Annotated in this window: 16 protein-coding genes; 2 read left to right on the forward strand and 14 right to left on the reverse strand. The window is 48.4% G+C overall.

From position 1 onward, the window contains the following. Window positions 1-249 precede the first annotated feature (249 nt). The 12 genes from KNO61_RS07575 to addB form a co-directional block, all read right to left on the reverse strand. Window positions 250-1,089: a phytoene/squalene synthase family protein gene (locus KNO61_RS07575; RefSeq protein ID WP_214872873.1), complete on the reverse strand. Its 840-nt coding sequence runs from the start codon at window positions 1,087-1,089 to the stop codon at window positions 250-252. Next, entirely contained in the window at window positions 1,058-2,536 is a 1,479-nt protein-coding gene (locus tag KNO61_RS07580) for a phytoene desaturase family protein (protein ID WP_214689338.1), read from the reverse strand. The genes KNO61_RS07575 and KNO61_RS07580 overlap by 32 nt, the downstream gene beginning before the upstream one ends. Then, a complete protein-coding gene (locus KNO61_RS07585; RefSeq protein WP_214758429.1) occupies window positions 2,533-4,026 on the reverse strand; it encodes a phytoene desaturase family protein in 1,494 nt (497 codons plus the stop codon). The genes KNO61_RS07580 and KNO61_RS07585 overlap by 4 nt, the downstream gene beginning before the upstream one ends. A gap of 69 nt (window positions 4,027-4,095) precedes the next feature. After that, window positions 4,096-5,127, reverse strand: coding sequence for a class I SAM-dependent methyltransferase (locus KNO61_RS07590; protein WP_214685835.1), 1,032 nt, complete (start codon window positions 5,125-5,127; stop codon window positions 4,096-4,098). Window positions 5,128-5,227: 100 nt separating this feature from the next. Beyond that, window positions 5,228-5,611 (reverse strand): YisL family protein, encoded by a 384-nt coding sequence (locus tag KNO61_RS07595; RefSeq protein ID WP_015880968.1) that lies wholly within the window; start codon window positions 5,609-5,611, stop codon window positions 5,228-5,230. A 113-nt stretch (window positions 5,612-5,724) separates the two neighbouring features. Beyond that, window positions 5,725-8,283: a sensor histidine kinase gene (locus KNO61_RS07600; protein ID WP_214872874.1), complete on the reverse strand. Its 2,559-nt coding sequence runs from the start codon at window positions 8,281-8,283 to the stop codon at window positions 5,725-5,727. Beyond that, window positions 8,280-8,642 (reverse strand): response regulator, encoded by a 363-nt coding sequence (locus KNO61_RS07605; protein ID WP_015880966.1) that lies wholly within the window; start codon window positions 8,640-8,642, stop codon window positions 8,280-8,282. The genes KNO61_RS07600 and KNO61_RS07605 overlap by 4 nt, the downstream gene beginning before the upstream one ends. Window positions 8,643-8,775: 133 nt before the next feature. Next, on the reverse strand, window positions 8,776-10,647 hold the full coding sequence (locus KNO61_RS07610; protein ID WP_305825939.1) for an ABC transporter ATP-binding protein: 1,872 nt from the start codon (window positions 10,645-10,647) through the stop codon (window positions 8,776-8,778). Next, on the reverse strand, window positions 10,644-12,368 hold the full coding sequence (locus tag KNO61_RS07615; protein ID WP_214872875.1) for an ABC transporter ATP-binding protein: 1,725 nt from the start codon (window positions 12,366-12,368) through the stop codon (window positions 10,644-10,646). The genes KNO61_RS07610 and KNO61_RS07615 overlap by 4 nt, the downstream gene beginning before the upstream one ends. Continuing rightward, window positions 12,361-12,843 carry a MarR family winged helix-turn-helix transcriptional regulator gene (locus KNO61_RS07620; protein WP_078146436.1) on the reverse strand — a complete coding sequence of 161 codons (483 nt, stop codon included), beginning with the start codon at window positions 12,841-12,843 and terminating at the stop codon, window positions 12,361-12,363. Before KNO61_RS07620 ends, KNO61_RS07615 begins: the two co-directional genes overlap by 8 nt. Window positions 12,844-13,012: 169 nt before the next feature. Then, complete coding sequence (gene addA / locus KNO61_RS07625) at window positions 13,013-16,630, reverse strand: helicase-exonuclease AddAB subunit AddA (RefSeq protein WP_214758435.1); 3,618 nt, start codon at window positions 16,628-16,630, stop codon at window positions 13,013-13,015. Further along, entirely contained in the window at window positions 16,608-20,045 is a 3,438-nt protein-coding gene (addB, locus tag KNO61_RS07630) for a helicase-exonuclease AddAB subunit AddB (protein WP_214872876.1), read from the reverse strand. The genes addA and addB overlap by 23 nt, the downstream gene beginning before the upstream one ends. A gap of 152 nt (window positions 20,046-20,197) precedes the next feature. Here addB and KNO61_RS07635 point away from each other — a divergent pair, with 152 nt between their 5' ends. Beyond that, window positions 20,198-20,584 (forward strand): truncated hemoglobin, encoded by a 387-nt coding sequence (locus KNO61_RS07635; protein ID WP_031421210.1) that lies wholly within the window; start codon window positions 20,198-20,200, stop codon window positions 20,582-20,584. A 55-nt stretch (window positions 20,585-20,639) separates the two neighbouring features. Beyond that, window positions 20,640-21,026, forward strand: coding sequence for a hypothetical protein (locus KNO61_RS07640; protein WP_015880959.1), 387 nt, complete (start codon window positions 20,640-20,642; stop codon window positions 21,024-21,026). Window positions 21,027-21,054: 28 nt separating this feature from the next. On the opposite strand, the gene KNO61_RS07645 is transcribed toward KNO61_RS07640, so the two are convergent. Further along, window positions 21,055-21,465, reverse strand: coding sequence for a hypothetical protein (locus tag KNO61_RS07645; protein ID WP_015880958.1), 411 nt, complete (start codon window positions 21,463-21,465; stop codon window positions 21,055-21,057). Window positions 21,466-21,592: 127 nt separating this feature from the next. Further along, a complete protein-coding gene (locus KNO61_RS07650; RefSeq protein WP_214872877.1) occupies window positions 21,593-24,661 on the reverse strand; it encodes an efflux RND transporter permease subunit in 3,069 nt (1,022 codons plus the stop codon). Window positions 24,662-24,680 lie beyond the last annotated feature (19 nt).

Consider the following 24,680-nt stretch of genomic DNA (forward strand, 5'->3'; position numbering starts at 1 on the left):
TCGAGACAGCTTGCGTATGATGTTCCCCCTTAGTCCATCAAGCATCCTGTTTCGACGAAGATGTCCCAACTGATTCATTCCCCATGAATCCCGGCACATCTTTAGGGCTTCATCACAAACCGATTCATTCATTTCCCCGATGAATGAATCACATAACGCTTACGCCACTTTTGGTCCCCCGCCAAAAGTGGTTTTTTTGTACGCAAAAAACTGTAGACGCCATCGAGCGTCTACAGGGAATCAAATTGCTTATAGTTTTGCCAACAACTTTCCTTTTTGTAAGGTCGATACGTATGCTCGCTTCGTGAAGACGTCATGTCGATTCGCACGGGCCGCATCAAGGATCCCTTCATAGAGAAGAGCTGCTGCTTGTACCGGCTTTCGACTCGCAAGTGGGTACAGATGATGGGTTTCCCGTGCCCGTGCATACAAGAACTCTGCTCGATTCGCCAAGGCCTCCCATAGATCGATAAAGACAGGGGTCACTTCTCGTTGTTGTAACATCTCTTCACTCACACCGTACTGACGCATCATCGTACGTGGTAAATAGATGCGGTCTCGATTCAAATCTTCACCGACATCTCGTAAAATATTGGTCAGCTGCATCGCAATGCCAAGGTCGATGGCGCCTTGTCTTAGCTGACGTGTCGTCGCTTCGTCCTGATTTGGGACAAGGATCGGGAGCAACATCAAGCCGACCGTACTCGCTGCATAATAGCTATACTGCTCGGTCTCTTCTAGCGTCTCATACCGTGACTTATGTAAGTCCCATTTCATCCCTTCCGCCAATTCAAAAAATGGTTCGACGTCCATGTCATAACGTTTCCACACATCACGAAGGGCAACCCATAGTGCTTCATCTTGGTCGTAACCAGCTAAAAAGCGGTCGAAGTCATGCAAAAATGCTGCCAAACTCTCTTCTGGACGGTCTGATTCATCGACCGCATCATCGAGGGTGCGACAGAAAGTATATACTGCCATGACCGCTTGACGGTCTGGTTTTGAGAGCAAAGAGAAGGCCCGGTAAAAGGTTAACGAGCCCTTCTTCATGATTTCCTCACATTGACGATACGCTTCTTGTGTCGTCACGATGCATTGCCCCCATTTCTTCTTCCATTTTTTTCACAAGTAATTGCGACCCAATCATAACGATGGGGACGCCACCGCATGGATGGACGGATGCGCCCACCGCATAGAGGCGTTCGATTTTCGGGAATGGTCTCGCTTGTGGTTTGAAGGCGGCTGACTGAGATAACTTTGGTGCAATCCCAAAACTTCCTCCTTCGAACAATCCGAATCGCTCAGCATCCATCGGTGTCCGGACTTTCATCTCGATGACGCGTTCACGGAAATCAGGCATGAATGCCTCGATTCTTCCTAATAGGTGTTCGATTGTCCCTTGTGCCTCAAAGTCTTCTCGTTCCAATTTTCGAGGAACCGGGACAAGAACATATAATACACTCGTTCCTTCTGGCGCGAGGGTTACATCCATTCGCGATGGATTAAAGGTGTACATCGCTGGATACTCACTTAGTTTACCATCCTCAAAGATCGTACGCATCGATCCTTCAAAATCATTCGGTAAATCGAATTGGTGAATCGGTAAGTCGAGTTCGCCGTTGACGGCGAAATAAAGAAGTAACGTACCGCTTGACGGTTCATACGTCTTTGGCGTCACACCATCAATCAGGCGCTCCATGAGTGGAAAATCACCGTTCACGACGACTGCATCATACGGTACATATTCGTCATTTACCGTGACTCCATTGGCCACCCCGTCCGTGACATGGACACGATTGACGGTAGCATTCATCTCGAAATGAACACCTCGACGCTTCAACTCTTGTTCCATTTTCGTGGCTAGCGAAAAATATCCTCCTTTTACATACCAGACTCCTTCTTCTTGTTCACGATAAGGAATGAGTCCATATAACGAAGGAGTGGCATAAGGATTTCCGCCGATATAGAGCGTTTGTAAACTATAGGCGACACGTAAACGTTCGTCTTCAAAGAAGCGTTTCATATTCGCATGAGCCGTCTCATATGCTTTTAACCGCATGAGAAGGAGAAGCAGTTTAGGCTCGAACAACTCCGCTTTTGAGGCATAACTACGATCTAAAAACGTATCGAAGCCAATCCGATACTCTTCTTTCTTTTGGGACATGTACTGACGGAAGGCATCTCCTTCGCCGAAAGTTCGTTCGATTTCTTCCGCCTGTCTCTCGATTTCCCGATATTTATAGAATGATGTCCCGTCTTGATAACGTAAGCGGTAAAGTGGATCGACTTCAATCAACTCCACTTCATGTTCAGGAAGACCCGCCTCAATCAGTTGTTGTTTCAGTTTACTCGGCAATAAGACGATGGTTGGACCTTCATCGACTTTCGCCCCATTATCGAATTCCACGTAGTTCAAGCGTCCACCGACCCGGTCCTCTTTCTCATAAATCGTGATTTGAAGTGACGGATTGCGTTTCGTCAATAAGAGGGCGGCATATAGTGTACCGACCCCTGCTCCGACAAAGCTAATATTCATCGGCCGACACCTGCACGGTCACGCAAAAGGTTCGTCGTGATCCGCGCTGATTCAAAGATGGTCGGCAGCCCACTTCCTGGGTGGGTCCCACCGCCGACGAGCCAGACGTTGTCGAGCTCTTCGAATTGGTTATGCGGGCGGAAATACATCATCTGCGATAAGTTGTGCCCTAGATTGAACGTTGCACCTTCATATACACCAAACGCTTCCCAGTCCTCAGGCGTCAACGCCTCCATCACCTCGATGTGTTGACGGATGTTTCGGTAAGGGGAACGTGTCTCAAGCGCGTCGAGAACGCGCTCTGTCATGGTCGCTTGTAACGTCTCCCACGGGAGGCCAGATAAATTGTTCGGCACCGGTACGAGAACGTAAAGCGATGACTTGCCAGGAGGCGCAAGTGTCGGGTCGATGCGTGAGGCATTCTGTACATAAAACGAGAAGTCCTCGCTCAATTTCAATTCTTGTGTCATCTCTTTGACATTCAATTCATAATCGTCCGCGAAGTGAATCGAGTGATGCGCCACATCTTCGTAGATGTGATCGAGCCCGAGATAAAGCATGAATGTCGAGCACGAGTAACGCTTCTTCTTGAGTTGAGTCGGACTCCACTTCGTTAGTTTACCGTCTGGAACGAGCGACGTCATCGCATGTGCGAAGTCCGCACCAATCACGACTTCATCAAACGCATAATGGACACTTCCGGACACGAGACCCCTCACGTTCCGACCATCCATGAGAAGACGTTCTACCGGTTCGCCTAAACGAATGACGCCTCCCTCTTCTTCAATCACTTTCGCCATCGCATGACATAGCTGGTTCACTCCGCCGATCGGGTGATGCACTCCGTAGGCGTGTTCCATGTAAGATAGAATGGAGAATCCACCCGGACATTCCCAGGCGGACATCCCTAAATATTTGGCCTGGAACGTGAACGCATACTTCAGTTCTTCGCTCGTGAAGTACTCGGACAAGACGTCATAAAGCGATTTACCGATTGAGAGAAACGGTAGCGCCTTAAGTACGCGCAACGAGACATAGTCAGTGAGCTTGTCATGTGCGGTCTGAAGCACAGGCATCAATTTAGACAGTTTGATCGCCTGTTCACTCATGAACCGCTCGTAGCCTTCCCCATTCCCAGGAAATTGTTCTTCGATGGCACGATACATCTGATCACGATCTGTTGTCATCGAGAGTTGACGCGTCCCACGGTCAAAGTACAAATCATACATCGGCTCCAATTGTTTCATCTCGACATAATCATGCAGATTACGTCCCGTCTCTTCAAAAATTTCTTCTAAAATATACGGCATATTCAAAAACGTAGGTCCTCGGTCGAACGCAAATTCGCCTACTTCTAAGCGTGACGTTCTGCCGCCTACAAACGGTTGTTTCTCAAATACGGTGACGTCTACCCCGCGATGCGCCAGTAGCATCGCAGCAGCCAATCCACCGGGTCCTGCCCCAATAACGGCAACTCTTTGTTTCGACACACTCAACAACTCCCTATGTGAATAGTCTCTTATGCTTCTCTATCATTATAGGAATGACGGGAGACAAGTTCAATTTTGAATCGGTTGATTGAGCAGGTTTGTCTTTCCTCGCTCGGCGATGACGATATACCAAGAACCTTCCGGAATGAATGGGATGAAGCGGATTTGTTCAAAACCGACTTCTTGCATCTGCCGGCGCAATTGTGGAATGGTCGGAAGCGGGTACAAATTATCGTGGAGTGTCATGAATGCATTGAACGCGGAAGCGAATCGTCCACCGAGCGCTGTTTCGGCGAGCGGCGTCACAAGAACGGCGACCCCCTTCTCTTCTAATCGTTCCCGTAGTCTCTCAAGCAACTTGACCCGCTCTTCCGGCGAGAAATAATACAGCATATTGTTCATCATCACCGCATCAAATTGCTCGTCTGTTTCCCAGTTCATGAAGTCGGCGACCTCAAAATGAATGTCATCACTCTCGTCTCGTGATCGTGCCTCTTCAATTACCTCTTCCTCTAAATCGATGCCCGTCAGTTCCCAACTCGGTTCGAGCGCTTGTAGTTTACGTAAGTAGCCGCCGTGCCCACATCCAATATCGAGCATCGATTCGACATTTGCCTGTCGTAACAATTGTTGAACGATCGGAAATGCGACCGTTTCGACGAGTGTCGACGTCTTCGCGACGACTTGACCGTGTTCAGCTCCATCAAACGTCTTTTGCTTCCCAGACTCTAGAAATTCCGGATAAGCGATTAACGCGGGGATATGAAGCTCCATCATTTCTTGAAGCATGAACCCAATACTCCGTTCATCGTTACCGGATAATTGATATTTCAATCCACGCGTCGGATAGTAGCGCCAACCTCTCTTCTTCAAATGACGGACGGCGACCCCGACTTCTAACCAACGCTCTAGTGCAAGTTGTGTCAATGGGCGTTTTAGACGTAAATTCATCTCCGCCATGCTCGCGCCACCTTGAAGCGCATCGAATAGTCCGAACTTGTAGCCGATATAGCCGTGCCATAAGGGTAAAAATGATTCAGTTTGTTTCATCCATTTCCGCGCGTGTAAAACTCGTGTCCATTCCATCATCTGTTGATCCATCGTTTCACCTCATCGTCGTAATTACTGATTTTTTTATTTTCCCCTAATAATTTGTGTACAAACAAAAAAATCCCACTTCGGTGTGCGAAGTGGGAACGTCTTATTGAATAAAGCTGTTGAAGAAAGATTGTCCATAAGGCAATGCATAGCCGATGAAAATCGTAATGAGCGCCAAGACGATAAACCCGCCAAATAGTCCGTTTGACGGTTTTTTCTTTTTGACTTTGACGAGCGTCATCTCACCGAAGATCAAAGTTAATAAACCGACCGTGATTTTCACGTGATAGAATGTCCCGCCACCATTCAACTGAAGGTAGAGATAAAGTCCTGTTCCGAATGCGATGAGTAACATGAGTCGAAACGCCATATGTGCGATTTTTCCACTCTTGTTGCCGTTCTTATAACCGATATAGGCCACGGCAAACAAAATAAGTAACAAAATCCAGCTCGTAACGTGCGTGTGCAAGAATGCAATCAGTGGCATTCTAATGCCCCCCTTTATGATGTTGTACAGTCTTCATTGTACACGAACTCTCTCCCGATTGGTCAAGCGAACGATTCTAAAAAATGAGCCATCCTCAAGGGATGGCCCATACATTATACAGGAGTCGTCTCTGCCTCTTGGACAGCGTACTCATAGCTTGGGATTTCAACGATGAACGTCGAGCCCTCATGCTGAATCGATTCTACATGGATTTGGCCGTTGTGACCGCGGACGATTTCCTGACAAATCGGTAATCCGAGCCCCGTACCGCCGATTTCACGACTGTCGGAGTTGTCGACACGATAAAATTTATCGAATAAGCGATCGAGCGCGTCGCTTGGAATCCCGATTCCTTCGTCCTTCACTTTAATGGACACGATTTGTTCGTGATGCGCAAGTTCGACCGTGATTTTTCCACCCCGTGGAGAATACTTCACAGCGTTCGACAATAGATTACTCATCAACTGTTTGAACTTCTGGCAATCGACGAATAATTCATATGGACGTGCATCATCCGCAATCAATTCGAATTCATGTTTTAACGACGATGCCTCATAGAACGTCAACATGTCTCGGACGACCGGCTCGATATCAAGCTGTTCCCGGTCATACATTTGACTACCGGATTCCATTCGCTGCACATCGAGGAAGTCATTGACGAGATGTGTCAGACGCTCCGTCTCGGAGTGAATGGTCTCCAAGTATTTAGCTTGTTTTTCATTCGGCAACTGTTTTTTGACCATCAATTCCGTGAATCCATAGATGGACGAGAGCGGCGTACGCAGTTCATGCGAGATGGTTGAGATAAACTCACTCTTCAATCGCTCCGCCTCTGTCTCACTCGTGATATCTCGGAAGACGAGAAGCGTACCTTTCGATAGACCACCGACAATGATGCGTTCCGCATACATCTGCAAGTTCATTTCGCCTTTACGGATTGAGAAGCTGACACTGTCATGTGGGAAATCTTCGGTGAACAGGCGATTCGTATACTTCGTAAAGTCCTCCGCTTGATCGACCGTTTCAACAAGACGATTCCGCCATTCTTCCCACGTTTCTTCTTCAAGATCCAGTGAGCTGACGTCACTTAACTCAGGGAACATCTCGTAGAGCGGACGGTTGACGAACACGTCATTTGTCGAATGGTCGATGTAGACGACTGCCTCTCGAATCGAATCAAGAATTCGCTCCGTCTTGCCTTTCTCCCGTTTCATCTCTTCAAATAGACGCATCCGTAAGAGAGAAAGTGAGAGTTGACGAGCGAATGACATGATGTCACCCATTTGTGTTTGGGTGAAGCGATCTTTGTATCGGACCAGATAGATGAACGCGATGATTGAATCATCTGTCGGGTCATGGACCGGTACCGCCGTCTCAAACATATAGTACGGATACGGGAGCGGATGGTCGCTTGCGACTTGTTTCGACGAATGTACCGTCGTCTTCAATGTCATCGCGCGCGTCAATACGGAATTTTCGCTATCGAGCAACTGACGAGACAACGTGTCGTTCAAACCATGACTCGTCACACGATACGTGCCGGACTCATCCACAAACACGAGTGCACCGACCTCCGAATCTGTAATCGTGACCAGTTTCTCGATGATTTCAGGATAGGCCGTAAGCGAATCGCGTGATGCCAACGTCTCCGTCAATTCATTCCGATACGCGAGATGTTGCTCGTTTTGTTGCGTCTGTTCTAAAATTTCTTCTAGTTCTTGTTGCTGTGCCTGCAATTCTTCTTGTTGGGCAATCAACTCTTCTTGTTGTGCTTGCAACTCATGGTTTTTTTCAATCAAATGTCGTTCATTGTCACGAAGTGTCTCAGCCATCTTATGGAACGATCGAGACATCGTCCCAATCTCATCTTCTCGTTTCATCTGATCGCTCAAATCAACGATTTCCCCTTTTAACAAGCGGTTCGATGCGATGGAAAGTCGTGAAATCAAACGTGTTTGACGGCGTAGGAACGGCTGGACAAACAATAAGATCAATACGGCGAACGAGGCGATGCTCATGATCCACAAGAATTGAAGCATATTGTTGTTCTGTCGCCATTCAACGTAGACGGCCTCTTTTTCAGATGCCATCAACTCACGATATTCTCCGAGCGCAGACTCTACCTCATCAATCGGTCCGAGGATGTCGATTCCACGTTGCGGATTAAATTGGACGAGTCCTTGATCAATCAAGCGCTGAGCCGTCGGCAACTCGGCAATCGTTTGAGCATCGATAAACGTCTCTGTGACTTCCCCATCTTGTTGCGCTTGGGCATATTCATACGTCACCGGAATGATCACATCATAGTAAAAGTCGTGGAACTGCTGAAGATCTTCTGCGAACAATTCTCCTTGGCGCGTCTGAACTTGTGTTTTGAACCAATTGATTTCTTGTTGGAACTTCGCCTCATTCGCACGTGAACGTTCGAGCGATGCTGTGTCGCCGAACAAGAGATATCCTCGTGTATCATATTGGTCAGCCTGCCACTCATCCCAAAGCGTAGTCAAACGGTTAACGCGTTCATCGACCTGACGCAATCTCGCCTCGTTCGCCTCCAAACGGTTCTCGATATAGACATAAGTCAATGCCGATCCGACCAATGCAATGACGAGGAAGGAATAAAGGACGACCATGATGTCGCGTCCGAGTTTTTGTTTAAACCACCTTTTCACTTCACGATGCCTCCTATGATTTTGACGAGTTCAAGTGGGCTGAACGGTTTAGAAATGAAGTAGTCGACACCAATCTCGTTCGCGCAATCACGGTCAGATTGTTGGCTTTTCGCCGTCAACATCATCACTTTCGTCTCTTGTCGCCCTGGTAACTTCCGTACTTTTTCAATCACTTCAAGCCCTGTCATACCGGGCATCATATGATCCACAATGACCAAATCATATTCATTTTCTTCAATCAATCGATAGGCCTCAATTCCATCTTGTGCCTCGTCGATGTCATATCCTTCATCTTCTAATGTATCCATAACAAGCATGCGTAGCACTTCTTCGTCTTCCGCAAGTAAGATTTTAACCATAATTGTTCCTCCATTTTTTATCCCATTTTTTTATTTTAACGGATTTGTAATTGTTACACAAAATAAAAAGACGTACGAAACTCATCTCGTACGTCTTTTGCCTATTCACATTGCCCCAAAACCTGTATTCCAGTTATACGACTTCTTTTTCAGCGAACTGACTATTGTAAAGTTCTTCATAAAAACCACCAGCTTCAAGAAGCGATTCATGTGTTCCTTGCTCAATGACCCGACCTTGGTCCATAACCAAAATCAAATCCGCATCTTTGATGGTCGATAAACGGTGAGCGATGACGAAACTCGTCCGCCCATTCATAAGCCGTTTCATCGCCTGTTGAATCAAAATCTCAGTACGCGTATCCACACTCGACGTTGCTTCGTCTAAAATCATAATCGGTGGGTTCGCCAATACTGCTCGCGCAATCGTCAGCAACTGTTTTTGACCTTGTGAAATGTTATTGGCCTCTTCATTCAACACGGTGTCGTATCCGTCTGGCAATGTTCGAATGAATGCATCCGCATGCGCCGTTTTCGCCGCGTTGACGATTTCCATCTCAGTCGCTCCCATTTTCCCATAGGCGATGTTATCACGAATCGTCCCGTTGAATAGCCACGTGTCCTGTAAGACCATTCCAAACGTATGTCGCAAATCTTGTCTCGACATTTTACGCGAGTCTTTCCCATCGATGAATATCTCTCCACCGTTCAACTCATAAAAACGCATGAGTAGATTAATCAATGTCGTTTTGCCGGCGCCTGTCGGACCGACGATGGCCACCGTTTGGCCCGTCAACACATCGAGATTCATATCTTGAATGAGTAGGTCGTCACCGTATCCGAAATCGACATGACGGAACGTGACATTTCCTTCGGCACGTTCTAATTGATAGGTCGTCACATCTTTCACTTCTTCTTCTTCATCCAACAGTTCAAATACACGTTCCGCCGCGGCAACCGTCGACTGGACGATGTTCGCGATATTCGCTGTCTGGGTGATTGGTTGGGTGAACTGACGTGTATATGTGATAAACGCTTGAATGTCCCCGATGGAGATGCTGCGCTGCGTGACCAAAATACCGCCGACGACACTAATCAATACATAGCTGATGTTCCCGATGAACATCGTCATCGGCATGATGATTCCGGAAATGAATTGCGCTTTCCGTCCTGCATCGTAAAGCTCCTCATTCACATCGTCAAACTCACGCACAGCTGTCTCTTCCCGACCAAACGCTTTGACGACCGCGTGCCCTGTATACATTTCTTCCACATGGCCGTTCAGTCGTCCAAGGTGACGCTGTTGATCGGAAAAATATTGTTGCGACCGTTTCAAAATCGGACGAATCGCAAAAATCGTGAGCGGAAGGGACACAAGAGAGATGACCGTCAACAGAGGACTGATCGACAGCATCATAATCAAAATCCCAATGATGGTAACGATGGAAGTAATGAATGACGTGACACTCTGTTGTAGCGTACTCCCAATCAAGTCGATGTCATTCGTCACCCGGCTCAATGTCTCCCCGTTCGAGCGTCCGTCATAATACTTGAGCGGAAGTCGTTCTAACTTTTTGTTCACGTCTTCGCGCAAATCATAGACCGTTTTTTGGGCAACACCGGACATCAAATATTGTTGCACGTAGTTGAATAGACTACTGATGACGTAAAGGCCAGCGAGGAGCGACAAAATTTGTCCGATTCTCGTGAAATCAATTTCTGCCCCTGGCACACCTGTAAACTTCGCATATGCCCCTTCAAACAGTTCGGTGATGGCGATTCCCATGATTTTCGGACCGGCAATCATAAAGATTGTACTTAAAATCGCCGCGACAAACACAGCAATCAACGTGTTTCGCCGTGGTTTCAAATAGGCAAGCAAACGACGGAACGTGACTTTGAATGCTTTTGGCTTTTCGCCCATCATCATCATATTTCCACCGCCCGGACCTCCTGGACCGCCGTGTCCCCCATGAGTTTGTCGCGTATTTGCTTGTTTCTCACTCATGCGATTTCCTCCTCAGACAATTGCGATTTCACGATTTCTTGATAGACCGCATTCGTCGCAAATAATTCCTCATGTGTCCCGATTCCGGCAACGGCTCCTTCTTCTAGAACGATGATTCGGTCGGCGTCCATGATCGTGCTGACACGTTGTGCAACAATCAGTACCGTCGCATCTTTCGTTTCTTCTTTTAACGCTTTGCGAAGGGCGGCATCCGTTTTAAAATCAAGTGCCGAGAAACTGTCGTCGAATACATATAAATCCGGTTTCCGAACGAGAGCTCGCGCAATCGACAGACGCTGTTTTTGACCACCTGATACGTTTGACCCACCTTGTTCGATCACAGCCTCATATCGGTCTGGCATCTTCTCGATAAAGTCACTTGCCTGCGCGATGGATGCGGCATGAACGACTTCTTCCACTGTTGCATCGGTCTTCCCATATCGAATGTTCTCAGCAATCGTACCTGTGAACAGCAACGCCTTTTGTGGAACGAACCCGATCTTCGAACGAAGTGCCTCTTGTGGAACCGCTTGGACATCAACACCATTCACGCGAATTGTCCCCGACGTCACATCGTAAAATCTTGGAATCAGATTGACGAGTGTCGATTTACCTGACCCCGTACCCCCAATCACCGCTGTGACCTCACCTGGATTCGCTGAAAAACTCACATCGGATAGCGCTGGTTCTTCAGCACCCGGATAATAGAAGGTCACGTTATCAAATACGAGTGTCCCTTGCTCAATGTCCGCAGTCTTTGTCCCGTCATCAATCAGTGAAGGTTCCATCTCGAGCACTTCGTTGATCCGGTTGGCAGACACAGAAGCCCGAGGAACCATGATGAACATGACTGATGCCATAACGAGCGCGAACATGATTTGCATGACGTATTGAATGAACGCCATCAAATCTCCGATTTGCATCGCACCGTTATCAATCCGAATCCCTCCGAACCAAATGACGCCGACAACCGTCAAGTTCATCACGAGCATCATGACCGGCATGAGGAACGCCATGATTTGGTTCACTTTGATTGAGACGTCCGTCAACCGTTCATTCGCCTTCGTCAATCGAACCTGTTCTTCTTTTTCACGGTTGAAAGCTCGGATGACACGGATGCCCGTCAGATTTTCTCGGAGAACAAGATTGAGCCGGTCCAATCGATTTTGTACCTTTTTAAACAACGGCATCGCCTTCCAAAAAATGAGGAAAATCGAGATGACGAGTACCGGCATTGCGGCAACAATGACAAGAGACAACGTCGCATCCTTCGAGGTCGCCATGATCAATCCACCGACAAACATGATCGGCGCACTCACAACCATTCGCAGCATCATGATGATGACTTGCTGGACTTGCGTGATGTCGTTTGTCGTCCGGGTGATGAGTGAAGCCGTCCCGACACGATTGAACTCTTCAAGTGAGAAACGTTCCACATGATTGAACACGCGTCTTCGCAAATCACGACCAAATCCCATCGCCGCCTTTGAAGAATAAAAGCTGGCCACAACGGCAGCAAGGGCTCCAAGTCCCGTTACACCTAGCATGATTCCGCCCATTCGCCAAATGTAGCCGGTATCACCCGTCACGACTCCATTATCGATAATGTCCGCCATCAACGTCGGTAAAAATAAATCTGCTAACGACTGCGCGAACACAAACAATAAAACCATCAGAACAGCCCATTTATAAGTAACGAGACGTTTCAATAACTTAATCATGTCGACACACTCCTTCACAATCTGTGAACCCTTCATTCAATCCATCTGCAATATGTTGATGAGCTGTAAGCATATGTTGATACGTATCCTCATCGAGACGAGACAAAATTTGATTCAATTGATATTCCGTTCCTTCTTCTTGTTGCTCAATCTCTTCAATCAAACGTTTGCCCGATTGGTCAATCGTCAACACAACCTCTCGCCGATTATCCGGGTTGATATCTCGACGAATCAAACCCTTCTCCACGAGACCATCTAACGATTGACTTAACGTGCTCTTTGGCATTCTCGTTCGCTGAACCAATTCTTTTTGCGTAATCGCACCCTGTTCATTCAACATCATCAGACCGTGAAGTTGAGGCAATGTAAGATCGTTTTGTTGCGCCGTCTGATGCATGAGACGAATCAGGACACGTTGCACACGCCAAAATGATTGCATCATCTCCCGTGCTCGATTTGTATTTGTCTCGGTCATCCTCATTCACTCCTTTACCGTTCCGTATCGAATTGTTCTACATGGAACAATTCTTTATATAAAATAAATTACTCCTCTCCAACTTGATTGTCAACGAAATCGAATGTGAATGTGCACATAAGAAAAGAGCAATGTCATATAACTGACATCGCTCTTCATTTATTCACATTTATTTAGTCGACACGGTCACGATTTCTTGTAGATCAAGTGAGTAAATCAAAGTCCGCTCGACTTGGATATCCCAAATCGTCTCGATTGCCTCTCGATATAATTGTAATTGAATCGCATATCGCTCTCGTAATCGCTCATGTGCGTCTTCCCGAGAATCGGATAGATGCGTGACAGCATCCGATTTATAATCCAGGAGCACATACGAGTCCCCATCGAAATACAGACAATCGATAATCCCTTGGATCAAGACATGCTCATCCGTGAAGTGTCCATCCGGATTGACGCGTTCGGCCGGCACCGTGTAGGTGAAAGGTAGCTCTCGCCATGCCGTCCCGCGCTCTAGTGCATCGGCGAGCGCTTGACCAACTTCCGTTTGGAAAAACATCTCGATATCCGGGATGGCGAGGCGTGCTGTCTCTGCCTCGACCGGACTGAGCATCCCTTGCATTTCCCATTGATTGATTTGATCGACAATCGGTTGATTCGGATCAGCCAATTGGAAAATCAAGTGTAACGTCGTCCCGCGCTCCGCACCGGTCTGTTTGACTTGACGCCATTTCGGTTCGCGATAAGGAGTATCGATCGGACGTACCGGATCTTCGAAGGCGGCTTGTTCGAGTTGCATCGCCCGCTTCAGTTCGGTCACCGTCTGTTTCGCCGCCGTACGCACCGCATCCCGTGCTGGGTAGTCATAAGTCAAAGCCCGCTTAACGGCACGAATCGTTTCCTCTTCATTTTGAATGGGAAAATCGATTGCTTCAAATCGCTGGACGTGGTGCAACTGTGCCATCATCTCTTGAAGGGTCGCAATCTCCGCAAGGTCCGCTTCTCCGATGACACGGTAAACCCATGAAGTCGACTCTTGGAAAGTAGAGGGAACCGTGAAGCCGAATGATTCGATAAACGAAGCGGCACTCGGTAGGCGTAAGAGCGCCGGTGCAATCCAGTCGAGATACGTTTTTGCCTCTCGCCTCGCCTCACTCGCCAATCGATCTCCAGATTGACCGACCTGAAGCCACTGCTGAAGGTGTTTGAGTGGTTCGCCTACCGTTCCCACGAGAATCAATTTTTCTTTCGCTCGTGTCAGGGCCACATAAAGGACACGCATCTCTTCCGCTTTCATCGTCGCATCTAAATCTCGTCGAATCATCTCTTTCACGAACGTCTCCGATTTCGTACGTGTCACGACGTCAATCGCATCGAGTGAGATGCCGTACTGTTTGTGGAAAATGACACGTTGCATTTGATCGCGTTTATTAAATTGTTTTCCGAGTTGGGCAACAATCGTGACCGGAAACTCAAGTCCTTTCGACTTGTGCACGGTCATGATACGAACGACGTTTTCCTCGTCCCCGAGTGACCGCGCCTCTGACAAATCTTCACCAGTATCCTGTAGTCGGTCCATCACACGTAAGAAGCGATAAAGACCTCGATAGCCACTACGCTCATAGGCTAGGGCCCGGTCATAAAGTGCCTTCAAGTTTTCCTGCCGCCCTTTTCCTCCAGGTAATCCCCCTGAGAAGTCATAAAACCCGGTGTCATTGAATAATTGTTGAATCAATTCCGACAAGCTATGATTTCGTGCATAAGTACGCCAACGGGAGAGGCGGTCAAGCATGTCGCCACATTTTACGCCAAGCTCATCATCGTCATCCGCTTTCGCCTTGAGCGCCTCATAGAAAGAATCTTCTGATTCAAGTCGAATCCGTGCCAACTCGCTATCATCAAAACGGAACATCGGGGAGCGCAGCGCACCGGCAAGTGGGATGTCTTGAAGTGGATTATCAATCACTTTCAAAAGTGCCAGGATCATCCGAATCTCGGTCGCTTGAAAATACCCGCCATCCGAGTCGGTGTAGGCCGGAATATTGTACTGTGTCAAAATGTCCATCAATTGCTCCACACGTTCTTTTTTCGAACGTACGAGAATCACGATATCGCGATATTCACAGTTTCGGAGTTGACCAGTGGATTCATCCGTCACTTTAAACGGTTCGTCTCCCGATACGAGTTCTAAGATGCGCGTAGCGATCGCCCGTCCTTCTACTTCTTGCTTCGATAAATCACGACTCGCCCCATCGACTAAAATAAACTCAGGGTCCGCCGGAATCGGTTCATACTCACGTCCAGGAACAAGTTGGGCCGCCTCATCATATGCGATTTCGCCGACCTCTTCGTCCATGAGTTGGACGAACAAATCATTGATTCCGTAGAGGACTTCAGAACGACTTCGGAAATTTTGAGAGAGGTCGATCCGCTTCCCTGTGTTCGCCTGTCTAAAGCGCGTCGCCTTATCGATGAAGAGACCCGGTTCGGCATGGCGGAATCGATAAATCGATTGTTTGATGTCGCCCACCATAAATAAATTCCCGATTTCTTCTCGTTCATTCGCGACCAGATTGATGATCGTTTCTTGAATCTCGTTCGTATCTTGATATTCATCAACGAGTACCTCAGCGAAGCGTTCTTTATAAAGCGCCGCAACATCGGACGGTCCCCCATCTTGTCGTAAAATGGCGAGCGCATAATGTTCCAAGTCACTGAAGTCGACAAAAGCACGGTCGCGCTTCGCTTGCTCATAGGCTTTGCCGAACGCACGGACCGTTCGAACGAGGGTTTCAACGAGCGGTTGTTGCATCGAGACGCTTTCCAATAAGTCCGCCCCGCTGACTCGAGCCTGTTCCACCGCTGCCGTCAATTTTTTCTTCGCTTGGTCGTAAGCTGGTTTGAGGACCTCGTGGTAAATCTGGTGCTCCTCTTTTTTCGGAACAGCCTTCATCGTGCCAAACTTCATCGCACGAGCCGCCGTCTCGAGTTCACTCCAGACAATGGTCTCCCCTTCAAGCTGTTCGAACGGAAAAATCGCTTGCCGGATGTTTTCAGACTGTGGCTCATACCCGGCGACCCGAAGCTCCGCTTCAAGTTTCCGAAGATCTCGTACGGCTTTTTCGATGTCATGCCACAGCATCTGTCCAAACTCAATCAAGATTGCTTCCTCATCAGGATCTTCTCCGAACGTATACATGGACACGAGTTTGTCTAAATAAGCATCAGGATTTGGGAGAGTGCGCGCATAGTGGTATAAACCAAGAATCAAATCCTCGATTTCACTGTCACCCCGGTCTGACGTATACGCATCGACAAGAGCGAAGAAATCGGTATCCTGTTTCCCGTACTCTTCCTCAAGCACTTCTTCTAAGACATCATCCTGCAACAGGACGAGGTCCCGTTCTTCCGCAATCTTAAACGCCGGATCCAAATCTAATAGGTAGTAGTTCTCACGAATCACCTCTAAACAGAATGAATGGATGGTCGTAATGAGTGCGCGGTTCAACATTTGCCGCTGTTTTCGGACATATTCATTTGTCGGGTCGTCGCGTAACGCCTCTTCAAGTGCCTTTGCGATTCGTCGTTTCATCTCTGCCGCTGCCGCATTCGTAAAGGTGACGACGAGCATCCGGTCTGCCGTGAGTTCATCCGTTTCATCAAGCAATCGACTAGACAACCGCTCGACAAGGACTGCTGTCTTTCCGGACCCTGCCGCAGCCGAGACGAGCACGTGACTTCCTCTCGCTTCAATCGCGGCGAACTGATCATTCGTCCATTTCACGGTCATCGCCTCCTAACTCCTGAAATACCTCTTCTTTCTCAAGCTTCTTCAATTTACGTGGCGCATTCGAGAGCGCTTCGTCAAAATGACAGACACTCTGATACGGACACGTCTGACATGGGCGCCGTTCTTTATATTCATAAGGTTCAACGTCAATTTTTCCTTTGTACATCTCCTCGGCACTCGCTTTAACGACGTCGAACGCATGATCCATCAACTGTTCGAGCTGAGGAGGGGTCACAATCTTCTTCAAGGTGTTGGCGTCAGGGGTTCCATCTTTTTTATATTTGACCGGGATGACAATCGATTTTTTAGATGTGCCTTTCGCCGAGCGGTCCATCATCTCTAAAATTTCGGGGTCATCTACTAATAGCCCTTGCATCTGGTATGACTCCAATACTTTTTGACGCGTCTCTTCTTCAGAACCAGCAGGTGGAACGAGTGGTCGGTGCACGTGGAAATAGAGCGCCGCAGCAGGTGCCACGTTCTCTTTTGTCCACACCTCTGCCTGCTCAATCAATACCTTCAAATAGATGAGCATCTGCATCGCCAGACCGTAATAAATTTCTGCAAAGTCGACTTCACGTTTACTCGACTTATAGTCGACGATTCGGACGTATAGCTGGTCGTGGACCATCGCAGTGTCCACACGGTCGATTCGACCGACCAGTTCACAGGTCGCCCCGTTCGATAAAGTGAACGAAACGGGTGGAATTTGTCCGCTACCGAACGCGAGTTCAAACGCTTCCGGGTCAAAGCCGTCTCGTTTTGATTGTTCAATCAACACTTCTGCCGTCTTACTAACGACGTCCGTCAATTTTTTCTTTAAGTAGGCGTAACGATTCGAACTCATCAAGATGGCATGCTGAATCTCTGGGGTCACGAGTTCGACCGCCTGCTCCGCTAAATTGGAACACTCGTCCGGGGTGACATCTCGCCACTCCTTTCCGTCCATCTTCACCGTCTGCGACATATGTTCGATGGTCCGGTGGTATAGATTCCCGATATCCGGGGCCTCGAGCCGGTACAATCGTCGTTCCTTCAGACGCAAGCCATAACTTGCGAAATGTTTGAACGGACAGGCTTGGAACGTCTCAAGGCGGGAGACACTCGCCCGAATCGACGGAGTATATAAGGATTTTGCGACACGATCGTCCAACGATTCCGGGATGTTTTGATAGAAGAGTGCGCTCGTCAACAACTGGAGACGTTCCCGTCCATCTGGATGCTTCAACAGTTCATTGTAGACAGCAAACCACATGTCTTGAATCGGATAATGACGACTCAACCGCTGAAGTTCAAGTGCCGTTACCGCCGCCGTCTGGTTCACATTCGTCAAGAAGGCGAATTGATCACGCGGTCGGTGCTCACCTGCTTCAGCAAAATGAGTCTTGATGACATTTTGGTGAAGTCGCGCCTTCAAGTCAGCGATAAAGCGCGCCGGTTGAACGGCTTTCCCCGTTCTGTCTACTAGGGCATAGCTAATGTATAGCCGCTCGCTCGGCGCTGTCACAGCTTTGTATAAGTAATATGTTTCATCATCGAACAAATGCTCTGTCGCCTTGCCGGCACGAAGTCCATTCTCATGCATGAAATCCAAATCTTGATCGGTCAACAGTTTCGACTGGGTCGTGACAAGAGGAATTTGATCTTCATTCGCCCCGAGCAGGAAGACAACTTTCTTATCAATCAATCGACCACGCACATAATCCGTTATCGTCAATTGATCAAGCGAAGGTGGAATGAGCGCATAACGAAGACTATCTAGCCCGGTGTCCATCATCTGTAGGAACAAGTCCGTCGACAACGTCTCTTCCGGAGCTGCGGCTTCTAACTGTTCGAGCAAGTGCAAGACCGCGTCCCATACTTGAGTATGCTCACGCGCTTCGAGTAGTTCCGCCTCTTCAATCGCCTCATCACGCCAGTGCGTCAAACAGTCTGATACACCGACACGCTCTAAAAAGGCATACATGGCGTGCGTATAAGCCTGCATCGTCTTCGCCTGTTTCAAATCCGATAGCAACGGATCGAACGTTTCGATGACACGCTCCCGCGATCGATTCAGCTCAGCCTCAATATCGAGTTCTTCGCTCGTGAGTCGCGCTTCTTCCCCGGAACGACGGCGCAATTGCCATTCGTCATGCCAATGGTAATGTTTGATTCCCCGCTCGATGACGAACGCTTCAAGCCGGTCAACCGACGTACGACGATGCACCGGATCAAGGACGACGAGTTCTGTTTTCAGGGCACGGAACACGGACTCTTCTCGGTATCCACGTAAAGCAATCTCAATCGTCGCTTTCAACAGTTCGACGAGCGGATGGTCAAGCATCGGTTGCCGTTCATCAAGGAAGTATGGCAGTCCCATCTTTTGGAGCGCCTGAGATGCCAAATCACCATATTCATCGAGTGAGCGTGACACGAGCGCAATATCCCGATAACGATACCCTTCTTCACGTGTCAGACGGATGACTTCTCGAACCGCCGCCTCCACCTCGACGGTCCGGTCGACTGCGGCATGTAAATCAATCCGGTTCTCTGAACCAGTGTAAGGTTCCGCCGTCAATTGGTCGAATGTGGCCTCAAGGTAACGGAGACTCGGATGCGTGTACCGATAGACGGTATCATACAGCTCGTCTCGAGAAGGAATCTGCCGTTCTGCCAACAGTTCTTTGAAACGCATGAGCGTCCGCTGCGTCGGTCCAAACAATGGATTGAGGCGATACAAGAAGACAGGATCGATTGTCAGCAACACATCGACATCGACCTTCTCTGCGAGTGCGACGAGCACCGCCAACTCCTGCTCTGAAAACTCGTTGAATCCGTCCACATAGACACGTACATCCGTCAAATCTGTCTCCGGAATGATTTGCAACATGACGTTGAAATAGTCTTCTGTATGGAGTGACTTGCCTTCCGTCATCTTTAAAAATCCTTCATAGATGATGGAAAGGTCTTGTAGCTTCAGAGCACGGTGCTGCGCCTGTTCGCTTAACCGTAATAAATGTTCCGGTTCAACAAGCCCTCGCTTCAACATCGAGATCAATTGGTTCAATTCTTCATAAAATCCGAACTGATTCATCGTACGGCGGAACAAGGTTAATCGTTCTTCGCTCATCTCGACGACCCTCCGTAACAACAAATGGGTCCCCGTCTGGTCTAAGAATTGATCTGTCGCTACGCCGGCATCCCGCATCATCAAAAAGGCGAGACGGCGCATCGAAAGGACTTGAATGCGCGTCGAGCCATGCAAACCATCGACTGTCGCCATTTTCTTTTCCATCTCAAACGACATTTGGTCCGGTACAATCATATAAATCGTCGGTCCGCTCGGATTTTGTTTCAGTTCTTGAATGACCTCATGGATCATTTGTTCACTTTTTCCCGTCCCCGATCGACCAACGTGAAAGGTCACTGTCATTTTAGCGAACACTCCTTCCCTTTTTTCTTCATTATGAACCATCCCTAAGCATTTGTAGAGGGAAACCTCTTCTGTACCTTATTCAAAAAAGTAGCAGCCTACATCATTCCCTTTTTCGATTGAAATCGATTAGACTGAACGTATGAGGGGGGATGTATGTGAGTGCCTATGAACAATTTGGAGGCGAACGTGGTGTACAACAACTCGTTGACGCGTTTTATGACCTCGTCTATGCCGACCCAATTTTACTTCCACTATTTCCGGAAGATCAAGATCGAGTCAAACAGCACCAATTTGAATTTTTAACACAGTTGCTCGGCGGTCCAAAGTTGTATTCTGAACGTCGTGGCGGTGGAAACTTGGCGATGATTCATCATGAGCATCCCATTTCCGAGACACATGCCGGCCATTGGCTTGGATGTATGGAACAGGCGCTCAAGACCGTGGATGCCCCGGAATCGATCAAGCGTCAGCTATTTCAACGGTTGATCATGTCATCTTCGAATGTCGTCCGTGTTTGTTCGCATCATTTTGAGTAGTCACAACTATAAAAAGTGGGTATGATAGGAAAGTAAGCAAAGGAGGTCGTTTCACATGACAGAAGAAGAAAAAAAAGAAGTCGTCTCATCTGAGGAAGAGACGGAAGAAAAAGAAGAAACGGTAGTCCTCGCCGACGCGCTTGATGAAGCTAATGAAGCTGCTGAAGCAGAAGAAGATGAGGACGATGATGAGGATCAGCCCGAAGAGAAGAACATGGACCACATCAAAGGCGTCTTCAACTACGATCATGAAAATGGTCGTGAATACCGTGTCGTCTTTTACAACGATCGCAAAAACTTAGTGTTCCGTGAACTCGGTAACGGCAAGGTTGAATTTGTCGGCCGCTTCTCGGATGATGCATACGATGAAGAGAATGAAGCAGAAATGCGTGAACTCGGGCAACGTGAACTCGAGCGCATCCTCGCTGAACGCTTCAATTAAAAAAATCGCCGAAATTTCGGCGATTTTTTTAATTTTTCTTATTCCGTTTCTTTTTACGGAGTGCATAGGCGACACCGGCAATCCCACCGACGACCGCGAGTCCGGCAACGACCGGAACGAGAACACGTTTCGTCGGAATCATCTCTTTCACACGTTCATATGGCGTTGGTGTCGAGAATTCTAATTGTACGGCTGTATCGCCATGTCCATGTGCCCGCGCTTTGCGTGATGCATCCGTGACGACCACACGCCCCGTCGTCCAACGACGATTGCCGTACTCGTCTACGTACGGGCGACGTACACGTTTCACATCACGTACCATCTTCCCACGTGCGCGATCTGGTCGAACGACGCGTTCACTCGACCACGAACGGCTCCCGGTCACACTGTACGCTGGTCGTACTTTGCGGCGATTGAGCCAAGTATATGAATCGTTCATCTTCAATTCCCTCCCATACTGTTCAAAACCTCTCTTCTAATTATACCCATACAACATCACCCAAAACATGTGACAAATGGTTCAAAAAAAGATGTGACACCATACGGCATCACATCTTCAAGCTAAATCATTCTGTAAACGGTTTGTCCTTATGACGACGTTTCGCCAAAATCAGGTAGTACGCCGGAACAAGAACGAGAGTCAATACAGTCGAGAATAGAATACCCGATACGATGCCGATCGCAAGCGGTTTGAAGAGCGGGTCTTCCCCAAGTGCGACTGGTAAGAGGGCAACGACTGCCGTGAGCGCCGTCAAGAGAATCGGACGAATCCGAGCGCGCCCTGCTTCGTAAACGGCGGTCGTGACCGGTAATCCTTCACGAATGCGTTGTTCGATAAACTCGAACAGGACGACTGCGTTCCGGACGACGATTCCCGCAAGCGAGACCATCCCCATCGATGCCATGAAACTGAACGGTGTCTGAGTCACGAACAATCCGACGACCGCTCCAGCGATTGCGAGATAGATTGTGAACAAGACGAGTAATGGCAACGAGAGTGAGTTGAACTGGAATGCGATGATCAAGTAAATCAAGAATAAGACGACGACGAACAATGTCGCAAGCTCTAAGAAGAACTCGTTCTGCGTGTCGCTCGCACCGGACTGGTCGAACGTAATCCCTTCATCCTCTAACCCCGACTTCGCATCATCCAGCACCTGCTCGACATCTTGTTTAAATTTCTCTTCATCCATGTCTTCGCTCGCATAGATTTGGAGTGTGACCGAACGCTCCCCATTCTCACGAGGAATCTGCTGAATTTGTTCTGTTGTCGTTTCCGTCACGAACGTACTAAGTGGGGCAACGGGCGGACCTGCTTCTGTTTGGACAGGAATTAAAATCTCGTCAAGGGCGAGTGCTTCGCGGTTCGCCTCTGCATCAATGACGATTTTCACGTCACGCTGTTCCACTCCGTCATCGAATGTACCAATTGGAACACCGTCTGTGACGAGACGAATTTGGTCACTGATTGTTTTTGCCGTCACGCCAGCCCGTGCCATTTCCTCACGATTTAATTCGTATGTGAGTGTTTGGAACGGTTCTTTAATATTATCGAGGACGATGGCCCCGTCAATTTCTTCAAGGTCGGCTTTCACTTGGTCACGTGCAGCCACGAGCTGATCAATCGTCTCGCTCCGCATCGTGAATTCGACAGGTGCGGATGCCGGCGGTCCTTGTTGTTGCGTATCTAAGAAAATTTCGGCGTCCGGATAGTCTTCACGCAACACGTTCGTATACTTATCAATCAATTCGATGGCATCGATTGATTCGTTGTCGATACGAACGACCACTTGCCCCGTGTTTTCACCAGACTGATCGAGTCCACCCGTGAATAAACCAGGGAGACCGCCTCCAGCGAAGACGGATGTTTCCACGACACCCTCTTCTTCTTTAAATCTCGCTTCAATTTCTTCAAGACGTGTCTCTGTCTCTTCCAAATCCGTTTGAACGGGGAAGGTCACACTCGTCACGACTTCCGGACGGTTCGCGGCTGGGAAGAACTCAAACGGCGTGAGTAAAATCAAACCGTACAATGCCGTCGTGATGACAAATCCGACAATTCCAAACGTCCACGGACGCTTCGCGACACTCGGTAAGAGGCGGTCGGCGTAGAAATTACTGAGTCGGTTGAGCGGTCCGCCGAGCCAACCTGGTTCACGTTTTGATACTTTCACTTCTTTACGATTCAAACGATACTGCGCAATCGGTACGAGCGTCAAACTGATGACCATCGAGGCCAAGACAGAGAGGGCTAGAACCGTCGGCAAGGCGCGAATGAAGTTACCGTTTGCGCCCGATAGCAAGGTGAGCGGAAGGAAAGCAAAGACGACCGCGAGTGTCGACGTGACAATCGAGCCCCATACCTCTTTCGTTCCTCGGACTGCTCCAAGCATCGCCGAGTCTCCGTTACGATAACGTCGTAAGATGTTGTCATTGACGACAATCGCATCATCAACCAAGATCCCTAAGGCGATGATTGCTCCGATAATCGAGATTTGGTTCAAATCGACCCCGGTGAACTGTAACGGGATCAAGGCGATCAAGAATGACAACGGAATTGCCAGACTGACGATAATCGAGCCAGAGAATGTTAGACCAATCGTCGTCACGGCAATGACAGCAATGATGGCGATAATGAACTCGCGTGTCAATGACGAGAAAATCGCATCGACGGCTTTTGCCTGCTCATAATATGGAACGAGTTCAAAACCGTCTAAGTCTCCAAGACCATCTTCGACTACCTCGTTGACACGGTCTTGCATCGTTGGAATATCCAAGCCTGATTCAATCGGAACTGTGATCGAAACAGCCGGCTTTCCGTCTAATGAAACGAGATCGGTTTCACTTTTCGCTGTCTCTTCGACCGTCCCGACATCTGCCAGTAAGACCGGTTCCCCATTGAATGAGCCGACGATGACTTGCTCCATATCGTCTACATTCGTCAAGTTATCGATTGCCAGTTGATAAATCCCCTCTTCAGTCGATTGACGGCCGAGCGGTGTCGTCTTGTATTCTTCGTTAATGGCCGTTAACACATCAGGAAAGGCAAGTTGACGTGAACTCAGCTCTTCCGAGTCAAGTGACACGACATACTCCTGCTCTGGTAACCCTTTGATCGTGACTCCCGTCACGCCATCCGTTCGCAAAAGTTTCGACTCTAATTGTTCGATGTCTGATCGAACATCCTCAAATGATCCACGATCGTCTGCTGTCAATAAATACGATGCGACAGGTAACTGCCCGAGTGAATCATTGACCGTTGGCGCAAGCGCGTTTTCAGGAAGTTTAGGCGTCGCATCCGACAACGCTTGTCGAACGTTCGCCTGAAACTCTTCCTGGTCGGTGCCGTCCGCGTATTCGACCGTGATGTTCGAGAACTCTGAAGCCGAGATCGACGTCACGTTCTCTACTCCTTCTAAACTACGTAGTTCCTCTTCTAACACGCCGGTAACATTCCGTTCAACCGTTTCCGCTGTCGCACCAGGATACGGTGTTTGAACGAGTACGATATTGATCCCGGTTTCCGGAATCTCACGTTTAGGGAGCTGGAAGAACGTCAGCACACCCACGACGATTGCGACGAGAAGAAACACGATAACCAGTTTCCCTCGCTCAATCATTTTTTCAAAAAACATAAAAACCCCTCGCTTTCGG

Source organism: Exiguobacterium sp. s140, from assembly GCF_018617035.1.
Lineage (GTDB): Bacteria > Bacillota > Bacilli > Exiguobacteriales > Exiguobacteriaceae > Exiguobacterium > Exiguobacterium profundum.